At 71.9% G+C, this 16,010-nt stretch carries 14 protein-coding genes; 4 read left to right on the top strand and 10 right to left on the bottom strand.

What is annotated here, in order from left to right:
* The first annotated feature begins 26 nt into the window (after positions 1-26).
* Positions 27-1,106, top strand: coding sequence for an SAM-dependent methyltransferase (locus ACZ4Z2_RS30325; RefSeq protein WP_468080332.1), 1,080 nt, complete (start codon positions 27-29; stop codon positions 1,104-1,106).
* Positions 1,107-1,137: 31 nt separating this feature from the next.
* Here the strand turns inward: ACZ4Z2_RS30325 and ACZ4Z2_RS30320 are convergent, their stop codons facing one another.
* Positions 1,138-2,298, bottom strand: a complete 1,161-nt coding sequence (locus ACZ4Z2_RS30320) for an NADH-quinone oxidoreductase subunit D (RefSeq protein WP_468080330.1) — start codon at positions 2,296-2,298, stop codon at positions 1,138-1,140.
* A gap of 31 nt (positions 2,299-2,329) precedes the next feature.
* Here ACZ4Z2_RS30320 and ACZ4Z2_RS30315 point away from each other — a divergent pair, with 31 nt between their 5' ends.
* Together ACZ4Z2_RS30315 and ACZ4Z2_RS30310 are read left to right on the top strand one after the other, a co-directional pair.
* Positions 2,330-2,836, top strand: coding sequence for a PH domain-containing protein (locus ACZ4Z2_RS30315; RefSeq protein ID WP_468080328.1), 507 nt, complete (start codon positions 2,330-2,332; stop codon positions 2,834-2,836).
* A gap of 29 nt (positions 2,837-2,865) precedes the next feature.
* Positions 2,866-4,263, top strand: coding sequence for a PH domain-containing protein (locus ACZ4Z2_RS30310; protein WP_468080326.1), 1,398 nt, complete (start codon positions 2,866-2,868; stop codon positions 4,261-4,263).
* 151 nt (positions 4,264-4,414) lie between these two features.
* Here the strand turns inward: ACZ4Z2_RS30310 and ACZ4Z2_RS30305 are convergent, their stop codons facing one another.
* Together ACZ4Z2_RS30305 and ACZ4Z2_RS30300 are read right to left on the bottom strand one after the other, a co-directional pair.
* A complete protein-coding gene (locus ACZ4Z2_RS30305; protein ID WP_468080324.1) occupies positions 4,415-6,190 on the bottom strand; it encodes a hypothetical protein in 1,776 nt (591 codons plus the stop codon).
* A gap of 328 nt (positions 6,191-6,518) precedes the next feature.
* The gene (locus ACZ4Z2_RS30300; protein ID WP_468080323.1) at positions 6,519-7,643 is read right to left on the bottom strand and encodes an alpha/beta hydrolase; all 1,125 of its coding nucleotides are present in this window, start codon (positions 7,641-7,643) and stop codon (positions 6,519-6,521) included.
* 193 nt (positions 7,644-7,836) lie between these two features.
* Here ACZ4Z2_RS30300 and ACZ4Z2_RS30295 point away from each other — a divergent pair, with 193 nt between their 5' ends.
* Complete coding sequence (locus ACZ4Z2_RS30295) at positions 7,837-9,681, top strand: phosphatidylglycerol lysyltransferase domain-containing protein (RefSeq protein ID WP_468080321.1); 1,845 nt, start codon at positions 7,837-7,839, stop codon at positions 9,679-9,681.
* A gap of 96 nt (positions 9,682-9,777) precedes the next feature.
* Here ACZ4Z2_RS30295 and ACZ4Z2_RS30290 read toward each other — a convergent pair whose 3' ends face one another.
* From ACZ4Z2_RS30290 to ftsH, 7 genes are all read right to left on the bottom strand, one after another.
* Positions 9,778-10,263, bottom strand: coding sequence for a DUF3180 domain-containing protein (locus ACZ4Z2_RS30290; RefSeq protein ID WP_468080320.1), 486 nt, complete (start codon positions 10,261-10,263; stop codon positions 9,778-9,780).
* A 121-nt stretch (positions 10,264-10,384) separates the two neighbouring features.
* The gene (folK, locus tag ACZ4Z2_RS30285; RefSeq protein WP_468080318.1) at positions 10,385-10,996 is read right to left on the bottom strand and encodes a 2-amino-4-hydroxy-6-hydroxymethyldihydropteridine diphosphokinase; all 612 of its coding nucleotides are present in this window, start codon (positions 10,994-10,996) and stop codon (positions 10,385-10,387) included.
* Positions 10,993-11,352, bottom strand: a complete 360-nt coding sequence (gene folB / locus ACZ4Z2_RS30280) for a dihydroneopterin aldolase (RefSeq protein WP_468080316.1) — start codon at positions 11,350-11,352, stop codon at positions 10,993-10,995. Before folB ends, folK begins: the two co-directional genes overlap by 4 nt.
* Before the next feature lie 269 nt (positions 11,353-11,621).
* Positions 11,622-12,125, bottom strand: a complete 504-nt coding sequence (locus ACZ4Z2_RS30275; protein ID WP_468080315.1) for a nuclear transport factor 2 family protein — start codon at positions 12,123-12,125, stop codon at positions 11,622-11,624.
* Entirely contained in the window at positions 12,122-12,988 is an 867-nt protein-coding gene (gene folP / locus ACZ4Z2_RS30270; RefSeq protein ID WP_468080313.1) for a dihydropteroate synthase, read from the bottom strand. The genes ACZ4Z2_RS30275 and folP overlap by 4 nt, the downstream gene beginning before the upstream one ends.
* Positions 12,989-13,048: 60 nt before the next feature.
* Positions 13,049-13,654, bottom strand: a complete 606-nt coding sequence (gene folE, locus ACZ4Z2_RS30265) for a GTP cyclohydrolase I FolE (protein WP_468080311.1) — start codon at positions 13,652-13,654, stop codon at positions 13,049-13,051.
* A gap of 178 nt (positions 13,655-13,832) precedes the next feature.
* Positions 13,833-15,848, bottom strand: coding sequence for an ATP-dependent zinc metalloprotease FtsH (gene ftsH / locus ACZ4Z2_RS30260; protein ID WP_468080309.1), 2,016 nt, complete (start codon positions 15,846-15,848; stop codon positions 13,833-13,835).
* Positions 15,849-16,010 lie beyond the last annotated feature (162 nt).

The following is a 16,010-nucleotide window of genomic DNA, read 5'->3' as shown; positions in this document are numbered from 1 at the left end:
GGCGGGGTCAACCGGAGGGCCGATCCATGACAGGGCCAAGTACTCCCCAAGGTGGAGGCGGCATAGCCTCTGGCGGCGAGGGATCATCTGAAGGCCCGGGAGGGTACGTGGTGTACGACCGCGGGTGGCGGTCCTGGCGCGCGGCCACCGAGGAGGCGCTGTACGGGGCCCACGGCTTCTACCGGCGACCGGAGGGGCCCGCCGGGCACTTCCGGACCTCCGTGCACGCGTCCGCGCTCTTCGCGGGGGCCGTGGCGCGGCTGCTGTGCCGCGTCGACGAGGCACTCGGGGGGCCGCGCGAACTGGCGTTCGTGGACATGGGCGCGGGGCGGGGCGAACTGGTCGGCGCGGTCCTGGCCGCGCTCCCCGCGGACGTGGCGGACCGCACGCGCGCGTACGCCGTCGAGATCGCCGAGCGGCCGGACGGTCTGGATCACCGCATCGAGTGGCGCGCGAAGCCGCCGGAGCGGATCACCGGGCTGCTGTTCGCCAACGAGTGGCTGGACAACGTGCCGGTGGACGTCGTGGAGGTGGACGCGGCGGGCACGGCCCGGCTGGTCCTGGTGCGCGCGGACGGCGGGGAACGGCTCGGGGAGGCGGTCGGCGGCGAGGAGGCGGCCTGGCTGGAGCGGTGGTGGCCGGTGGCCGGCGAGGAGGGGCTGCGGGCGGAGATCGGGCTGCCCCGGGAGCGTGCCTGGGCCTCGGCGGTCGCGGGCGTCGAACGGGGCCTCGCGGTCGCCGTCGACTACGCGCACCTCGCGGACGCCCGGCCGCCGTTCGGGACGCTGACCGGCTTCCGGGAGGGCCGGGAGACGACGCCCGTGCCGGACGGTTCGTGCGACATCACCGCCCATGTCGCCCTGGACGCCTGCGCGCTGCCGGGAGCGCGGCTGCTGACCCAGCGCGCCGCGCTGCGCGCCCTCGGCGTCACCGCCGGGCGCCCCCCGCTGTCCCTGGCGGCAACGGACCCCACGGCTTACGTCCGCGCCCTCGCGGCCGCCGGCGAGGCCGCCGAACTCACCGCGCCGGGCGGCCTCGGCGACTTCGGCTGGCTGATCCAGCCGGTGGGCATCCCGGACCCGTTGGAGGCCGACCGCGCGGGGTAGCGCTACGCCGCTTCGTACCGCTTGCCTGTCCCTACTTGTCGATGTCTCCCACCACGAAGAACATCGACCCCAGGATCGCCACCATGTCGGCCACCAGGGTCCCCGGCAGCAGTTCGGTGAGGGCCTGGATGTTGTTGTACGAGGCCGAGCGGAGCTTCAGCCGGTACGGGGTCTTCTCGCCCTTGCTGACGAGGTAGTAGCCGTTGATGCCGAGGGGGTTCTCGGTCCAGGCGTAGGTGTGGCCCTCGGGTGCCTTGAGGACCTTGGGGAGGCGCTGGTTGATCGGGCCGGGCGGCAGCTCGGCGAGACGGTCCAGGCAGGCGTCGGCGAGGGCGAGGGAGACATGGGTCTGCTCCAGCAGGCACTCGAAACGGGCGAGACAGTCGCCCTCGTCGCGGGTGACGACCTTGAGGACGTCCTGGAGCTCCCCGTACGCCAGGTACGGCTCGTCGCGCCGCAGGTCGAAGTCGACCCCGGACGCGCGGGCGATCGGCCCGCTCACCCCGTACGCGTGCACGGCCCGGGGGGACAGGACGCCCACGTCACGGGTACGGCCCCGGAAGATCTCGTTGCCCAGGACGAGGTCGTCGAAGACGCCCATGCGGGAGCGGACGTCCGCGACGGCGGCACGCGCGCGTGCGGTCCAGCCCGCCGGGAGGTCCTCCTTGAGGCCGCCGACGCGGTTGAACATGTAGTGCATGCGCCCGCCGGAGATCTCCTCCATGACGTTCTGGAGCTCCTCGCGCTCCCGGAACGCGTAGAACACGGCGGTGATGCCGCCGAGCTCCAGCGGGTACGAGCCGAGGAACATCAGATGGTTCAGGACCCGGTTCAGCTCGGCGAGGAGCGTACGCATCCAGACCGCCCGCTCCGGAACCTCCATGCCGAGCATGCGTTCGACGCCGAGGACGACGCCCAGCTCGTTGGAGAAGGCGGAGAGCCAGTCGTGGCGGTTGGCGAGCATGATGATCTGGCGGTAGTCGCGCGCCTCGAAGAGCTTCTCCGCGCCGCGGTGCATATAGCCGATCACCGGCTCCGCGTGCGTGATGCGCTCGCCGTCGAGGACGAGCCGCAACCGCAGCACACCGTGCGTGGACGGGTGCTGCGGTCCGATGTTCAGCACCATGTCCGTGCTCTCGGCGGCACCGCCGATACCGACCGTCGTCTGTCTGGTCTCCGTCGGAGGAGTCATGGACACAGTCTGTCGTACGTACGCTGGCGGAATGGAGACGGGGACCGTGGAGGACGGCGCCGAGCGGGCGCAGGGCGAGCCGGTGTGGACGGGACTGCCGCGCGGGCTGCTTCGGATGAGACGACTGCTGCTGGTGGTGTGGCTGGGCTCGGTCACCCTCGGTACGGCGGTCCTGCTGGGCTGGCTGGCCGGCCCCGGATGGGCGGCGTTCGCGCTGCTGCCGCTGGGCCTGCTGCTGTGGGGCTGGCCGATGCTGGGGCGCAACTGGCGCTCCTGGCGGTACGCGGAACGGGCCGACGACCTGCTGATCAGCCGGGGGGTGCTGTGGCGTGAGGAGACGGTGGTGCCGTATGGGCGCATGCAGTTGGTCGAGGTGACCTCCGGCCCGGTCGAACGGCACTTCGGGCTGGCGAGCGTGCAGCTCCACACGGCCGCGGCCGCCACCGACGCCCGGATCCCCGGCCTCGACCCCGAGGAGGCGGAACGCCTGCGCGACCGGCTGACCCAACTCGGCGAGGCCCGATCGGCGGGGCTGTGACCGTGCCGACCCCTGGCGCCGACGACGCCGTGAGCACGACGAGGGACACGCCGGCCGACGCGGAGGAGCGGCCCGCTGAGGCCGGTGGCCCGCCGAGCACGGTGGGCGAGGAGATCTCCGGCGGAGCCCAGGCGGCCGTCGTGGAGCAGCGGCTGCATCCGGTGACGCCGTTGCGGCGGGCCTGGGCACCGGTGGCCGTGGTCATCGGCTGGGCGGCGCACGATCCCGACGGCGCCCAGCGCCAGCTCACCCGGCTGGATCCGTCGACCCTTCTGCTCGGGCTGGCCGTGCTGGTGCCGGCTGCCGCCCTCTACGGCTTTCTGACCTGGTGGTTCACCCACTTCGCGGTGACCGAGAGCGAGCTGCGCATCCGTACCGGCCTGCTGTTCCGCCGTACCGCGCACATCCGCCTCGAACGCATCCAGGCCGTCGATGTCACCCGGCCCCTGCTGGCCCGGATCGCGGGCGTCGCGAAACTCCGACTCGACGTCGTCGGGACCGACAAGAAGGACGAGCTGGCGTACCTGGGCGAGGGCACCGCCCGCGCGCTGCGGGCCGAACTCCTCGCCCGCGCGGCCGGTTTCGCCCCCGACACCGCGCAGGACGTCGGTGAGGCGCCCGCACGGCAGCTGCTGAAGGTCCCGCCGGGCGTCCTGGCCGTCTCCCTGGTGCTCACCGGCGCCACCTGGGGGACCCTGGTGGCGGCGGTCGTCGTGCCCTCGGTGCTGTGGATCACCACGGAGAGCCTGTGGACGGTCCTCGCGACCGCGCTGCCGCTGCTCGGCGCGGCCGGGGCGAGCAGCGTGGGCCGGTTCGTCGCCGAGTACGACTGGACCGTGGGCGAGTCCCCGGACGGCCTCCGCATCGACCACGGGCTCCTCGACCGCGCGCACGAGACGGTTCCGCCAGGCCGCGTGCAGACCGTACGGATCGTGGAGCCGCTGCTGTGGCGGCGGCGCGGATGGGTCCGGGTCGAGCTGGACGTTGCCGGGTCCTCGAACTCCGTGCTCATACCGGTCGCGCCGCGCGAGGTCGCCGAGTCCGTGATCGCCCGGGTGCTGCCGGGGGTGAACGTCCCGGACACCACGGCGCTCGTACGGCCGCCGGCGCGGGCGCGGTGGTGCGTGCCGCTGTGGTGGAAGGGGTACGGGCTCGCCGTCACCGACACGGTGTTCGCCTCGCGGGAGGGCCTGCTGCGGAGGCGGTTGGCGCTGGTGCCGCACGCCAAGGTGCAGAGCGTACGGCTGGCGCAGGGGCCCTGGGAGCGGTTCAAGGGTGTCGCCGACGTCCATGTCGACACCGGCGCGAACAAGACGGTGACCGCCCGTCTGCGCGACGCCCACGAGGCGGCGGCACTCCTGCACGCCCAGGCCGAACGCTCCCGAACGGGACGGCGGGAGGCGCTGCCGGACAGGTGGATGGCGTAGGGCTCCGGGGCCGGACCACGAACGCCGGAAACACCGAGGCCGCCCAGCGCGTGGCGTGGGCGGCCTCGGGGTGCCGGCCGGTGTTGACCGGCGTCGACCGGTGTTGATGGGTGTTGACGGGTGTTGACCGGCAGGGTTGGACCCGGTGGCGTCAGGACGCCGCTGTCCGCAGCCCCTGGAGGTCGATCTGCTCCGTCTCGTCGTGGGCCGTGAGGTCGATGACCTGGCTCACCCCACGGGCCGCCTCGTCCATGCGCTTGAACTGCGCCTCGGACTCGGCCTTGTGCAGCGCGAGCGCCTCCTGCCCGACCACGTCGGCGAGGTCCTCGTTCTGCACGGCCTCGATCACGTCCGACTCCTTCTGCGTACCGAAGAAGTCGAACCCTCCCTCGACCGCCGTCCGCCGCATCGGCGCCGCCGGTACGTAGGCCACGGCGGTCGGCACGGTGAAGTGACCGGTCGGCCGCGCCGACGGCGGCGCGGGCCGCACGGGCTCGGGCGCCAGCTCCGACTGCGCGGGGACGGGCGCGGCCGGAACGGGGGCCGCCGGTGCGGGAGCCGCCGGGGCGGGCTGGGCGGCCGCGTGCTCATGCCCGTCGACCGCCCCCGGCTTCCCCGCCGGGTCGTCCTCCTCGGCGGACACCACGGGCACCCGCTCCGCCGCCGTGTCGCCCTCGGCGGAACGTCCCTGCCGGGTGCCACCGCCGTTCGGCCCGTCCGGGTCGTCCTCCGGCGAACCGCCCTTGCCGGAACCATCCTTCACGGGCAGCACCTTGGCGGTCTCGTCCCCGGCCGCACCACCGGACTCACGCCTGTCGCCGGCCCCACCCGAGGGGACGGCCTGACCCGGCTGGCCGGACCGGCCCGGCTCGGCGGGCTCGGCGGACTCGGCGGGCTCGGCGGGCTCGGCGGACTCGACGGACGCGGCGACAGCCTCGGCGCCGACCTGGTCCTGGTCCTGGGACTGGTCCCGGTCCTGGCCCTCGTCGGCGTCATCCCCGTCCGTGTCGTCGGCCCCCTCGGCCTGGGCTCCCGCCGGGTTCTCGTCGCCGGTCCCCGTCTCGGCGTCGACCATGACGTCCGCGTCGCTCTCCGCACCGGAGCCGCTCTCCGCCCCCGCCTTCACCGCGGTCCCGGTCCCGGTCCCGGCTCCGGTCTCGCCCTCGGCCGCGTCCTTCGCCGCCCCCCGCTGGGTGATGATCCGCTCCAGCGCCGAGTTCGCCCGCAGCCACAGCGAGGAACCAGCGGGCGAGAACACCCCGGACGCGGGCTTCCCGCCCTCGCCCGCCACGTCATCGGCGTCGAGGTCGACGTCGGCACCGGCACCGGCACCGGCACCGGCACCGGCACCAACCGCTCCCGTACCCCCGCGCGTCCCCCAAGGCGCCCCCGTGGCCGGAACTCCCTGCGGCGGCACCGGCGAGGCGTGGCCCCCGCCGCCGGCCGTCAGTTCCCGCGCCCCCTCCGGGACCGTCGCCTCGATCTCCAGCAGGCGGCGGCCCTCCAGGGCGCTGGCCCGCTCGGTCTCGGCGGTGGCGTACCGGCGCAGCAGCGCGGCGTGTTCGTTGCGGAGGTTCGCCAACTCGGCGCGCTTGGCGCGGAGCTTGTGCTCCAACTTGGTGCGCAGCTCGCGGGACTCCTCCAGGTCCGTCTCCAGTTCGGCGACCCGCTCCTCGTGGCGCCACTCGTCGCTCGCACGCGCGCGCGTGAGGTCGGCGACGCGTTTGCCCGCCTCGACGTCCCAGCGGCGCATGACCGCGGCGCCCACGGCCGCCGTGGCCGCGGCGAGCGCCGCGAGGACCCTGAGCACCGCCGGCTCGGAGAACACCCAGGGCCCGAGGGCGCAGACGAGCGAGACGCCTGCGATCGCCGTGGGGGGCAGCAGCCTGTGCAGAGGCGGTGAATGGCGGTGACGTCCACGTGGCATGGCCAGAAACTTACCGCGCGTAGGCGAATCATGGTGCCCCGGGCCGTAAAAACTCAGCCGTCCCGCTCAGCTCTCACAAGCCCTCACAGGCTTGCCCACCACCAGGGCACCCTTGCGCCCACCGGCGGCTCCTCTACTCGATCAACTCCCTTCTTTCCAGATATGCCTTGGCCACATCACGCTCATTCACCCCCCGCGCAATTCCCCGGAATTGCCGACCGGCCCGAAGCCCGCGCCTCACCCTCCCGGGCCCCGCCCCTCCCCGTCCCCGGACCCCGCCCCTCACCGTCCCCGGACACTGCCCTTCGCCGTCCCCGGACCCCGCCCCTCACCGGTCGCTGAGCCGTCCGCTGATCCACTGCAACGTCGCCGGAATCTCCCGGCGCCACGTGTTGAAGTTGTGGCCGCCGCTGTCGAGGATGATCGACGAGATCCGCGTCGGCTGCTTCTCCTCCGCCAGCGCGATGAAGTCCAGCGTGGCCCGGTAGTTGGTCTCCCCCTGTTTGCTGCTGGTGACCAGGAGAGAGGTGTCGGGCGCCGGCCGGTGCTTGAGGTACCAGAACAGATCGGCCTCGTTCCGAAGCGTCTTGTTCCCCTGGAATAGATCGCCGGTGGTCGGGTCGATCGGCGCCTTGTAGTACGGCGACAGTCCGGCGCCGGCGGCGTACGTCCCTGGGTGGTGGACCGCGAGCTTCAGCGCGCAGTACCCGCCCGTGGAGTCACCGATGACGCCCCAGCTGCCGGGCTTCCTGCCGACCCGGTAGTGATGGCCGACCGCGTCCGGCAGGTCCCGGGCGAAGAACGTCTCGGTCTGCGGCCCGCCCGGTACGTCCACGCACTCGGTGTCGCGCGGCGGCGCCACGGTCGGCCGCAGCATGACCAGGATCATGGGCTGCGCCGTGCCGTCGCGGGACAGCGCGTGGGCCGTCTGCGGGAAGTGCAGCCCCTTCATGAGCGCCTCGGCGGTGCCCGGGTAGCCGGTGAGGACGACGGCGGCCGGGAAGCTGCGGGTGCGGTACCGGGGCTGGAAGTACTCCGGCGGCAGATAGACGTACGCCGGGCTGGCGATCCGTGAGGTGCGGCCCACGATCTCCACTTTCTGGATCTGACCGCCGACCTCCGGCCGGCCGCCGCCCTTCACGTTCACCTGCTGGGTGTCGAGGACACGCAACGGACCGCCGGTCCGGGCGTCGTCGTGGTCGACGACCACCCCCGGGGCGGTCTCCTGCCCGAAGAGGTCGGCCCAACTGGCGTAGAACCCGAAGGCCTGGTTCGTGCCGAGGCCGATCGCCGCGAAGAGCACGACCTGCGTGGCCAGCAGCGCGCCGATCCGTCCGCACACCGCCCGCCAGCCCCGCCGTGCCAGCTTCGGCCACAGCCACACCGTTCCGACGAACAGCAGCACGGCGGACATCACCGCCAGCACCAGCACTGTGTCGCTCGTAAGACCCATCGGGTTGTCCCCCGCCGTTCTTTCTTTGCCTGTCTTTCCCTGCCCTTTGGTTCAGCTTTCCGATGGAGAGTGAACCTCCGTGGCCAAGCCACCGTCCTAGAGGGCGCAATGTCGCCGGATGCCGGAAAAGGCACCGGATCCAAGGTCTCTCGCGGAACTATGGGATGCGATGTCTGTCAGGACAGATGGGGAAATGTCGGGTGGGGTTCCGGTCCGTTCGGGCCGACTCCCCCTGAGCGCCGCTCGCCGCGCACGCGGTCTGCTGCGCGGGCCGCGCCCCGAGGCGGTGCCCGCGCTGGTCGCCCGGGCCTGCACGCTCGTCGGACTCGTGGACGTCGCCGCCGGCGTGTTCCCCCGCTTCCGGCACAGCCGTATGCACGCGCTGGCGGAGGTACTGCCGGGCGCCCTGGGCCCGTTCGCCGCGGCGATGTCGCTGAGTGTCGGGGTCCTCCTCCTGCTGCTCGCCCATGGGCTGCGGCGGCGCAAGCGCCGTGCCTGGCGCGCGGCCGTCGTGCTGCTCCCGGCCGGGGCGATCGCCCAGTTCACCTACCGCCACTCGATCGTCGGCGTCCTGGTCTCCCTGGCGCTGTTCGTCCCGCTGCTGCGCCACCGCGACGAGTTCCGTGCCCTGCCCGACCCCACCAGCCGCTGGCGGGCGCTCGCCAACTTCATGCTGATGGGCACCGGTTCGATCCTCCTCGGCCTGGTCGTCGTCAGCGCCCACTCCGGGCGCATGGTGGGCGACCCGAGCCTCGCCGACCGGCTCGAACACGTCATCTACGGCCTCTTCGGCTTCGAGGGCCCGGTCGCCTACGCCGGCAACACCTCCTGGACGGTCGCCTTCTCCCTGGGCGCCCTCGGTCTGCTGACCGCCATCACCACCATCTACCTCGCCTTCCGCCCCGAGCACCCGGCGGCCCGCCTCACCTCCGACGACGAGGCGCGGCTGCGCGCCCTGCTGGCCAGGCACGGCGGCCGCGACTCCCTCGGCCACTTCGCGCTTCGCCGGGACAAGGCGGTCGTGTTCTCACCGAGCGGCAAGGCAGCGGTGACGTACCGCGTGGTCTCCGGGGTGATGCTCGCCAGCGGCGACCCGATCGGCGACGTCGAGGCATGGCCCGGCGCCATCGAACGCTTCATGGACGAGGCCAAGGCCCACTCCTGGACCCCCGCCGTCATGGGCTGCTCCGAGACCGGCGCCGAGGTGTGGACCCGCGAGACCGGACTCGACGCCCTCGAACTGGGTGACGAGGCGGTGGTGGACGTCGCGGATTTCTCCCTCGCCGGACGCGCGATGCGCAACGTGCGTCAAATGGTGAAGCGCATCGAGCGCCTGGGTTACGAAACCCGGGTACGGCGCGTCCGTGACCTCGGCGAGGCCGAGCTGGACCGGATCCGCCGCGCCGCCGAGGACTGGCGCGGCACCGACACCGAGCGCGGCTTCTCCATGGCACTGGGCCGCATCGGCGACCCGGACGACGGCGACTGCCTGATCGCCACCGCCCACAAGGCCGACGAGACGCCCGGCCCCTACGGCGACCTGAAGGCCGTGCTCCACTTCGTGCCCTGGGGGCCCGACGGCGCCTCCCTCGACCTGATGCGCCGCGACCGCTCCGCGGACCCCGGCATGAACGAACTCCTCATCGTCGCGGCCCTCCAGGCGGCCCCCCGCCTGGGCGTCCAACGTGTCTCCCTGAACTTCGCGATGTTCCGCTCGGCCCTGGCCCGCGGCGAGAAGATCGGCGCGGGCCCCGTCCTGCGCGCCTGGCGCGGTCTGCTCGTCTTCCTGTCCCGCTGGTTCCAGATCGAGTCGCTGTACAAGTTCAACGCCAAGTTCCGCCCCCGCTGGGAACCCCGCTTCGTGGTCTACGCCGCCTCCCGCGACCTGCCGCGCATCGGCCTGGCCGCCATGCAGGCCGAGGGCTTCGTCAACCTGGCCCTCCCCCGCGTCCTCCGTCGCCGCCCCAGGCCCCCGGCCCCCTGCGCCCACGCCGGCCGCCACCCCGACCTGAACGAGACAACGGCCCAACCGGTCTGACCCACCCCCACGCCCCACCCCGAACAGCCTGAGCGAGAGCCCCCGACCACCCCGTGCCGGGGGGCTCTCGCTCAGGTCGTCAGAGGATCGACGGGGTCAGGCGGCCCGCGCCGCGCCCCCGTTGGTGTCGTCGTCCTCCGGGAGCTTGCACACGCGCTCCAGGAAGAAGGCGGCCGCTATGACGCCGATACCCGCGAGGACGGAGAAACCGGCGTAGATGGCCTGGTCGCGGCGGGCCGGCACCTCCAGCGACTCCAGGAGGAAGACCCCCACCCCGCCGTACATCCCGCAGACGAGGGCGGCGACGAGGGCGCTGGCCTGGCCGAAGACGACGGCGCGGGCGGCCATCAGGGGGTCGACCCCCTTGGCGCCGGGCTGCCGCTCCCGCTGGGCCTTGAGCCGGCTGCGGATGGAGAGCGCGGTGGCGGTGAGGACGACGGCGATCAGGGCGAGGACGATGGGCGCGGCCAGCGGCACGCTCGGCAGCGTGCCCACCGAGTTCCACAGCCGGGCCCCGGCCCAGGACAGCACCCCCGCCACGACGAACACCGTGGCCAGCGTCCTGATGCGCAGCTCTTTCACGATGCCCTTTCGACGAGCCTGGTGGTCCACGGACACCGGGACCCAGGGGCGTCGGACGGTCGGTCCGAGCGAGGGTCCCGGCGGCGTCGGGTGACGAGCCCGACCCGGTAGACCTTAACGACTACTCGGGCAGGTGGAGTTCCAGGTCGGCGCGGGGCGACACGCCTTCGCGGGTGAGGTCGTCGAGGAGCCGGGCCACCGGACCGCGCCCGGCGAGCTGTGCCTCGGGCTCCACGTCGTGCCAGGGCGCGAGGACGAACGCCCGCTCATGGGCGCGCGGGTGCGGCAGGGTCAGTACGGGGTCGTCGGAGACCACGTCGGCGTAGGCGACGATGTCCACGTCCAGCGTGCGCGGCCCCCACCGCTCGTCGCGGACCCGGTGGAACGCCTCCTCGACGGCCTGGGCCCGCTCCAGGAGGGACGACGGGGGCAGGGTGGTCTTCAGGACGACGACCGCGTTGAAGTACGACGGCTGGCTGCCCGGCGCGACACCCCACGGCTCGGTCTCGTACACCGGCGAGACGGCCTTGACGCGGACGCCGGGTGTGTCCTCCAGCGCGTCGATGGCGCCCTGCAGGTTCTCCAGACGGTTGCCCAGATTGGAGCCGAGGGAGATCACGGCGCGCCGGGGGTTCTGAAGGGTCGTGTCGGCCTCGTCCACCTGGCGCACCACGGAGGCGGGCACCGGCTGGACGGTCGGGTCGCTCTGACCCCCGGTGAAGAACGCGGTCATACTCGGCTCCGGGTGATGGTGACGGTCACGTCGTCGAAGGGGACGGTGATCGGGGCGTTCGGCTTGTGGACGCTCACCTCGACCTCCTGGACCCCCTCGTGCCCGAGGCAGGCCCGGGCGATGCGCTCGGCGAGGGTCTCGATGAGGTTCACCGGCTCGCCCTCGACGAGGGCGACGACCTCCTCCGCCACGATTCCGTAGTGCACGGTCTTCGTCAGGTCGTCGTCGGCGGCGGCCGGTCGGGTGTCCAGGCCCAGCGTGAGGTCCACGACGAAGGTCTGGCCCTCCTCGCGTTCGTGCGGGAACACCCCGTGGTACCCCCGGGCCCTCAGGCCGCGCAGCGCGACACGATCCACGCGAATCACTCCTGCAATCGTCGGTATCGGCCGGTGTCCTCCGGGTGCGGTCGGCACACCGGCCACCTCGAATCTACCTGCAGGCACTGACAGCGCCTGCCCGGGTAAGGCCGCGCCCACTCCCTGAGGGGAAGGGTTCACCGGGCGTTTCCCGCAGGGAACACCATGGCTCACGGGCAGGGCGCCGCCCATACCCGCACGGCCGTGTTCCCCGTCACGTCACGGCCCGTCCGCCGGCGCCCGCCAGCCGCCCGTGCGCCCTCCGTCCGTCAGGAGGGTGACTCCTCGCCCTCGTCGTCGGAGGACTCGGTGAGGACGGGAGAGGCGTGGTGGGACCAGAGCCGCCAGCCGTCCGCCGTACGGCGGAACACATTCGTGGCGACGACCAGCTGCCCGACGAGCGGCCCCAGCTCGTCGCTGCCGTCCGGTGCAGGCGCGCCGCTGAGGATGTTCTCGGTGCAGGTCACCAGCGCGGTGTCCCCGGTGACGGAGACATGCACGTCGGTGAGGAAGAACTGGATGTACTCGGTGTTCGCCATGATCAGCGCGTACGACCGCAGCACCTCCCCGCGGCCGGTGAGCACCGGCCAGCCGGGGTGCACGCAGGAGATCACGCCCGTCTCGGCGGGGTCGTGGTACTCCTCGTCCACGCCCAGGTCGGCGGGGTCCAGCCAGAGCGAGGAGAGCGTCTCGAAGTCGCCCTGCTCCATCGCCTCGTAGAACGCCGTGTTGGCGAGTTCGACCTGCTCGACGTCGGTGTGGGCGGAACTCACCGCTCCCGGGCCCCTTCGATCGCGCGGGCGACGCGGACGGCGTCGGCGGTGGCGCGCACCTCGTGCACGCGGACGGCCCAGGCGCCCTGCTGGGCGGCGATGGCCGAGACGGCGGCGGTGGCGGCGTCGCGTTCCCGCGCGGGCGGCGGTGACCCCTCGGGCCCGGCCAGCACCCGCCCGAGGAACCTCTTGCGGGAGGCGGCGACCAGCAGGGGGTGGCCGAGCCCGTGCAGGCGGTCGAGGTGGGCGAGCAGCGCGAGATCGTGCTCGGCGTCCTTGGAGAAGCCGAGTCCAGGGTCGACGATGACGCGGTCGGGGGCGACACCACCCTCCAGAACGGCCTCCACGCGCGCGTGCAGTTCGTCCACCACCTCGGCGACGACGTCCTCGTACACGCCTCTGACGTTGCCGCCTTCCAGGAAGCCGCGCCAGTGCATGACCACGAAGGGGGCGCCGGCGTCGGCGACGACCGGGATCATGGCGGGGTCGGCGAGACCGCCGCTGACGTCGTTCACGAGGGCCGCACCGGCCGCCAGTGCCTGCTCGGCGACGGAGGCGCGCACGGTGTCCACGGAGACGGTGACGCCTTCGGAGGCCAGGCCCCGCACGACGGGGACGACCCGGCGCAGTTCCTCGCTCTCGTCGACGCGGGTGGCGCCCGGGCGGGTCGACTCACCGCCCACGTCGACCAGGTCGGCGCCTTCCGCGACCAGCTCCAGTCCGTGCTTGACGGCCGCCGTGGTGTCGAACCAGCGGCCGCCGTCGGAGAAGGAGTCCGGGGTGACGTTCACGACGCCCATGACCGCGCAGCGGTCCCACGGGGGCATGCCAGCCACTAGGCCGCGCCGGTTCAGCTCGCTCATGCGACAAGCGTAGGCCCCCGGGCGCGGGCCGTGGTCAGCCGCTCCCGCCGCCGGGACCGGTCAGCGGGCCATGATGAGGCTCATCGCCTCGTTCCGGGTGGCGGCGTCCCGCAGCTGGCCGCGCACCGCCGACGTGAGGGTCTTGGCGCCGGGCTTGCGGATGCCCCGCATCGACATGCACATGTGCTCGCACTCCACGACCACGATCACACCGCGCGGTTCCAGGATCTCCATCAGCGAGTCGGCGATCTGCGTGGTGAGTCGTTCCTGCACCTGCGGGCGGCGGGCGTAGACGTCCACGAGGCGGGCCAGCTTGGACAGCCCGGTGATCTTTCCACTGGTGGCCGGGATGTACCCCACATGAGCGACGCCCCGGAACGGGACCAGATGATGCTCACATGTCGAGTACACCTCGATGTCCTTCACGAGCACCATCTCGTCGTGCCCGATGTCGAACGTCGTGGTCAGCACGTCCTCGGGCTTCTGCCACAGCCCCGCGAAGATCTCCCTGTACGCACGCGCCACCCGCGCCGGCGTCTCCCTGAGCCCCTCCCGGTCCGGGTCCTCCCCGACCGCGATCAGCAGCTCTCGTACGGCGTTCTCGGCGCGCTTCTCGTCGAACTCGCCGATGGTGCCCTCGCCGTCCAGCGTCACGGGGTCGGTCATGTGGTGCCTCGCTCCTGCAGCCTGTGACGCGTGCGGCTGACGCGTCTGTTTACGGCCATATGACAGTGCCGCGCCCCCCAGGCTAAAACCAGGGGGGCGCGGCATCCATTCCGGGCCTGGTGAGGCGGCCGCGGCCGGGAGCGGTGGCTTCCGGTGGCCGGATCTCATCGGGTGGGCGTCAGCTCTCGGGACGCTCCTCCGGGGTCGGCTCGACGGTGGACTTGGCGGTGATCGCCGGCGTCGCGCCGTTGGCGCCGTTCGTCAGTGCGAGCTCCTTGGGGGAGAGCACCGGCGGACGGGTGGAGGGGGTGCGGCGGGAGGAGCCGGTCCAGGCGGGCCGGGGCGGACGCTTGACGATGGGGGCGAAGATCTCGGCGATCTCCTCCTTGCCCAGCGTCTCCTTCTCCAGCAACTGGAGCACCAGGTTGTCGAGGACGTCGCGGTTCTCGACCAGGATCTCCCAGGCCTCGTTGTGCGCGTTCTCGATGAGCTTCTTGACCTCTTCGTCCACGAGCGCGGCGACCTCTTCCGAGTAGTCGCGCTGGTGAGCCATCTCACGGCCGAGGAACGGCTCGGTGTTGTCGCCGCCGAACTTGATGGCGCCGAGACGCTCGGTCATGCCGTACTGGGTGACCATCGCGCGGGCCAGGTTGGTGGCCTTCTCGATGTCGTTCGCGGCGCCGGTGGTCGGGTCGTGGAAGACCAGTTCCTCGGCGGCGCGGCCGCCCAGCATGTAGCCGAGCTGGTCGAGCATCTCGTTGCGGGTGGTCGAGTACTTGTCCTCGTCCGGCAGGACCATCGTGTAGCCGAGGGCACGGCCGCGGGACAGGATGGTGATCTTGTGGACCGGGTCGGAGTTCGGGGAGGCCGCCGCGACCAGGGCGTGGCCGCCCTCGTGGTACGCGGTGATCTTCTTCTCCTTGTCCGACATGATCCGGGTCCGCTTCTGCGGGCCCGCGACCACGCGGTCGATCGCCTCGTCCAGCATCTGGTTGTCGATCAGCTTCTTGTCGCTGCGGGCCGTCAGGAGGGCGGCCTCGTTCAGGACGTTGGAGAGATCGGCACCCGTCATGCCGGGGGTGCGGCGGGCGACGGCGGACAGGTCGACGTCGGGCGCGACCGGCTTGCCCTTCTGGTGGACCTTGAGGATCTCCAGGCGGCCCTGCATGTCCGGCCGGTCGACGGCGATCTGCCGGTCGAAGCGGCCGGGGCGCAGCAGCGCCGGGTCGAGGATGTCGGGGCGGTTCGTCGCGGCGATGAGGATCACGCCGCCCTTGACGTCGAAGCCGTCCATCTCGACGAGGAGCTGGTTCAGGGTCTGCTCGCGCTCGTCGTGTCCGCCGCCGAGGCCGGCGCCGCGGTGGCGGCCGACCGCGTCGATCTCGTCGACGAAGACGATCGCGGGGGCGTTCGCCTTGGCCTGCTCGAAGAGGTCGCGGACACGGGATGCACCGACACCGACGAACATCTCGACGAAGTCGGACCCGGAGATCGAGTAGAAGGGGACGCCCGCCTCGCCGGCGACGGCGCGCGCGAGGAGCGTCTTGCCGGTGCCGGGCGGGCCGTAGAGCAGGACGCCCTTGGGGATCTTGGCGCCGACGGCCTGGAACTTGGCGGGCTCCTGGAGGAACTCCTTGATCTCGTGGAGTTCCTCGACGGCCTCGTCCGCGCCGGCGACGTCGGCGAACGTCGTCTTCGGGGTGTCCTTGGTGATGAGCTTGGCCTTGGACTTCCCGAAGTTCATCACCCGGGAGCCGCCGCCCTGCATCTGGTTCATCAGGAACAGGAAGACGACGACGATGAGGACGAAGGGGAGCAGGGACAGCAGGATGCCGACGAAAGCGTTCTGCTTGGTCGGGGAGACCGTGTAGCCGTCGGGGATCTGCTTGTTCTGGTACTTGTCCTGCAGGGTGTTGGCGAGGGTGGCGCCCTGGTCGCCGATGTAGCTCGCCTGGATCTTCGAGCTGCCCTCGATCTTCTCGCCGTCCTTGAGCTGGACCTTGACGGTCTGCTCTTCGCCGGTGGTCAACTTGGCTTCTTGGACCTTGTTGTCATTGATCGCCTGGACGACCTGGCCCGTGTCCACCGTCTTGTAGCCGCCGGACGAGCCGACGACCTGCATCAACACGACCACGGCAAGGACGGCCAGCACGATCCACATGACTGGCCCACGGAAGTATCGCTTCACGTCCATCCATACGGAGCGGTGCCGCCCCGTCCCTCCTGCCATAGTGAGTTTGATAAAGACTGTTCTTCGGACGGTACCCCAGCATTGTCACCCGAAGCCGCGTAGGACCGATGGCACCTCGTCCTCGCATGCTCCAACGGCTTGAAACCTGCTGGGGTTCCCGAGCGT

It is taken from the genome of Streptomyces sp. NPDC030183 (genome assembly GCF_055573455.1).
This window is presented reverse-complemented; position numbering and strand designations above follow the sequence as displayed.

Bases quoted from the DNA above. Each gene is read 5' to 3' on its own strand.
- ACZ4Z2_RS30305 (WP_468080324.1), bottom strand. From the start codon at position 6,190: ATGCCACGTGGACGTCACCGCCATTCACCGCCTCTGCACAGGCTGCTG.
- ACZ4Z2_RS30300 (WP_468080323.1), bottom strand. From the start codon at position 7,643: ATGGGTCTTACGAGCGACACAGTGCTGGTGCTGGCGGTGATGTCCGCC.
- folE (WP_468080311.1), bottom strand. From the start codon at position 13,654: ATGACCGACCCCGTGACGCTGGACGGCGAGGGCACCATCGGCGAGTTC.
- ftsH (WP_468080309.1), bottom strand. From the start codon at position 15,848: ATGGACGTGAAGCGATACTTCCGTGGGCCAGTCATGTGGATCGTGCTG.
- ACZ4Z2_RS30320 (WP_468080330.1), bottom strand. From the start codon at position 2,298: ATGACTCCTCCGACGGAGACCAGACAGACGACGGTCGGTATCGGCGGT.
- ACZ4Z2_RS30315 (WP_468080328.1), top strand. From the start codon at position 2,330: ATGGAGACGGGGACCGTGGAGGACGGCGCCGAGCGGGCGCAGGGCGAG.
- ACZ4Z2_RS30295 (WP_468080321.1), top strand. From the start codon at position 7,837: ATGTCGGGTGGGGTTCCGGTCCGTTCGGGCCGACTCCCCCTGAGCGCC.
- ACZ4Z2_RS30325 (WP_468080332.1), top strand. From the start codon at position 27: ATGACAGGGCCAAGTACTCCCCAAGGTGGAGGCGGCATAGCCTCTGGC.
- folK (WP_468080318.1), bottom strand. From the start codon at position 10,996: ATGACCGCGTTCTTCACCGGGGGTCAGAGCGACCCGACCGTCCAGCCG.
- folP (WP_468080313.1), bottom strand. From the start codon at position 12,988: ATGAGCGAGCTGAACCGGCGCGGCCTAGTGGCTGGCATGCCCCCGTGG.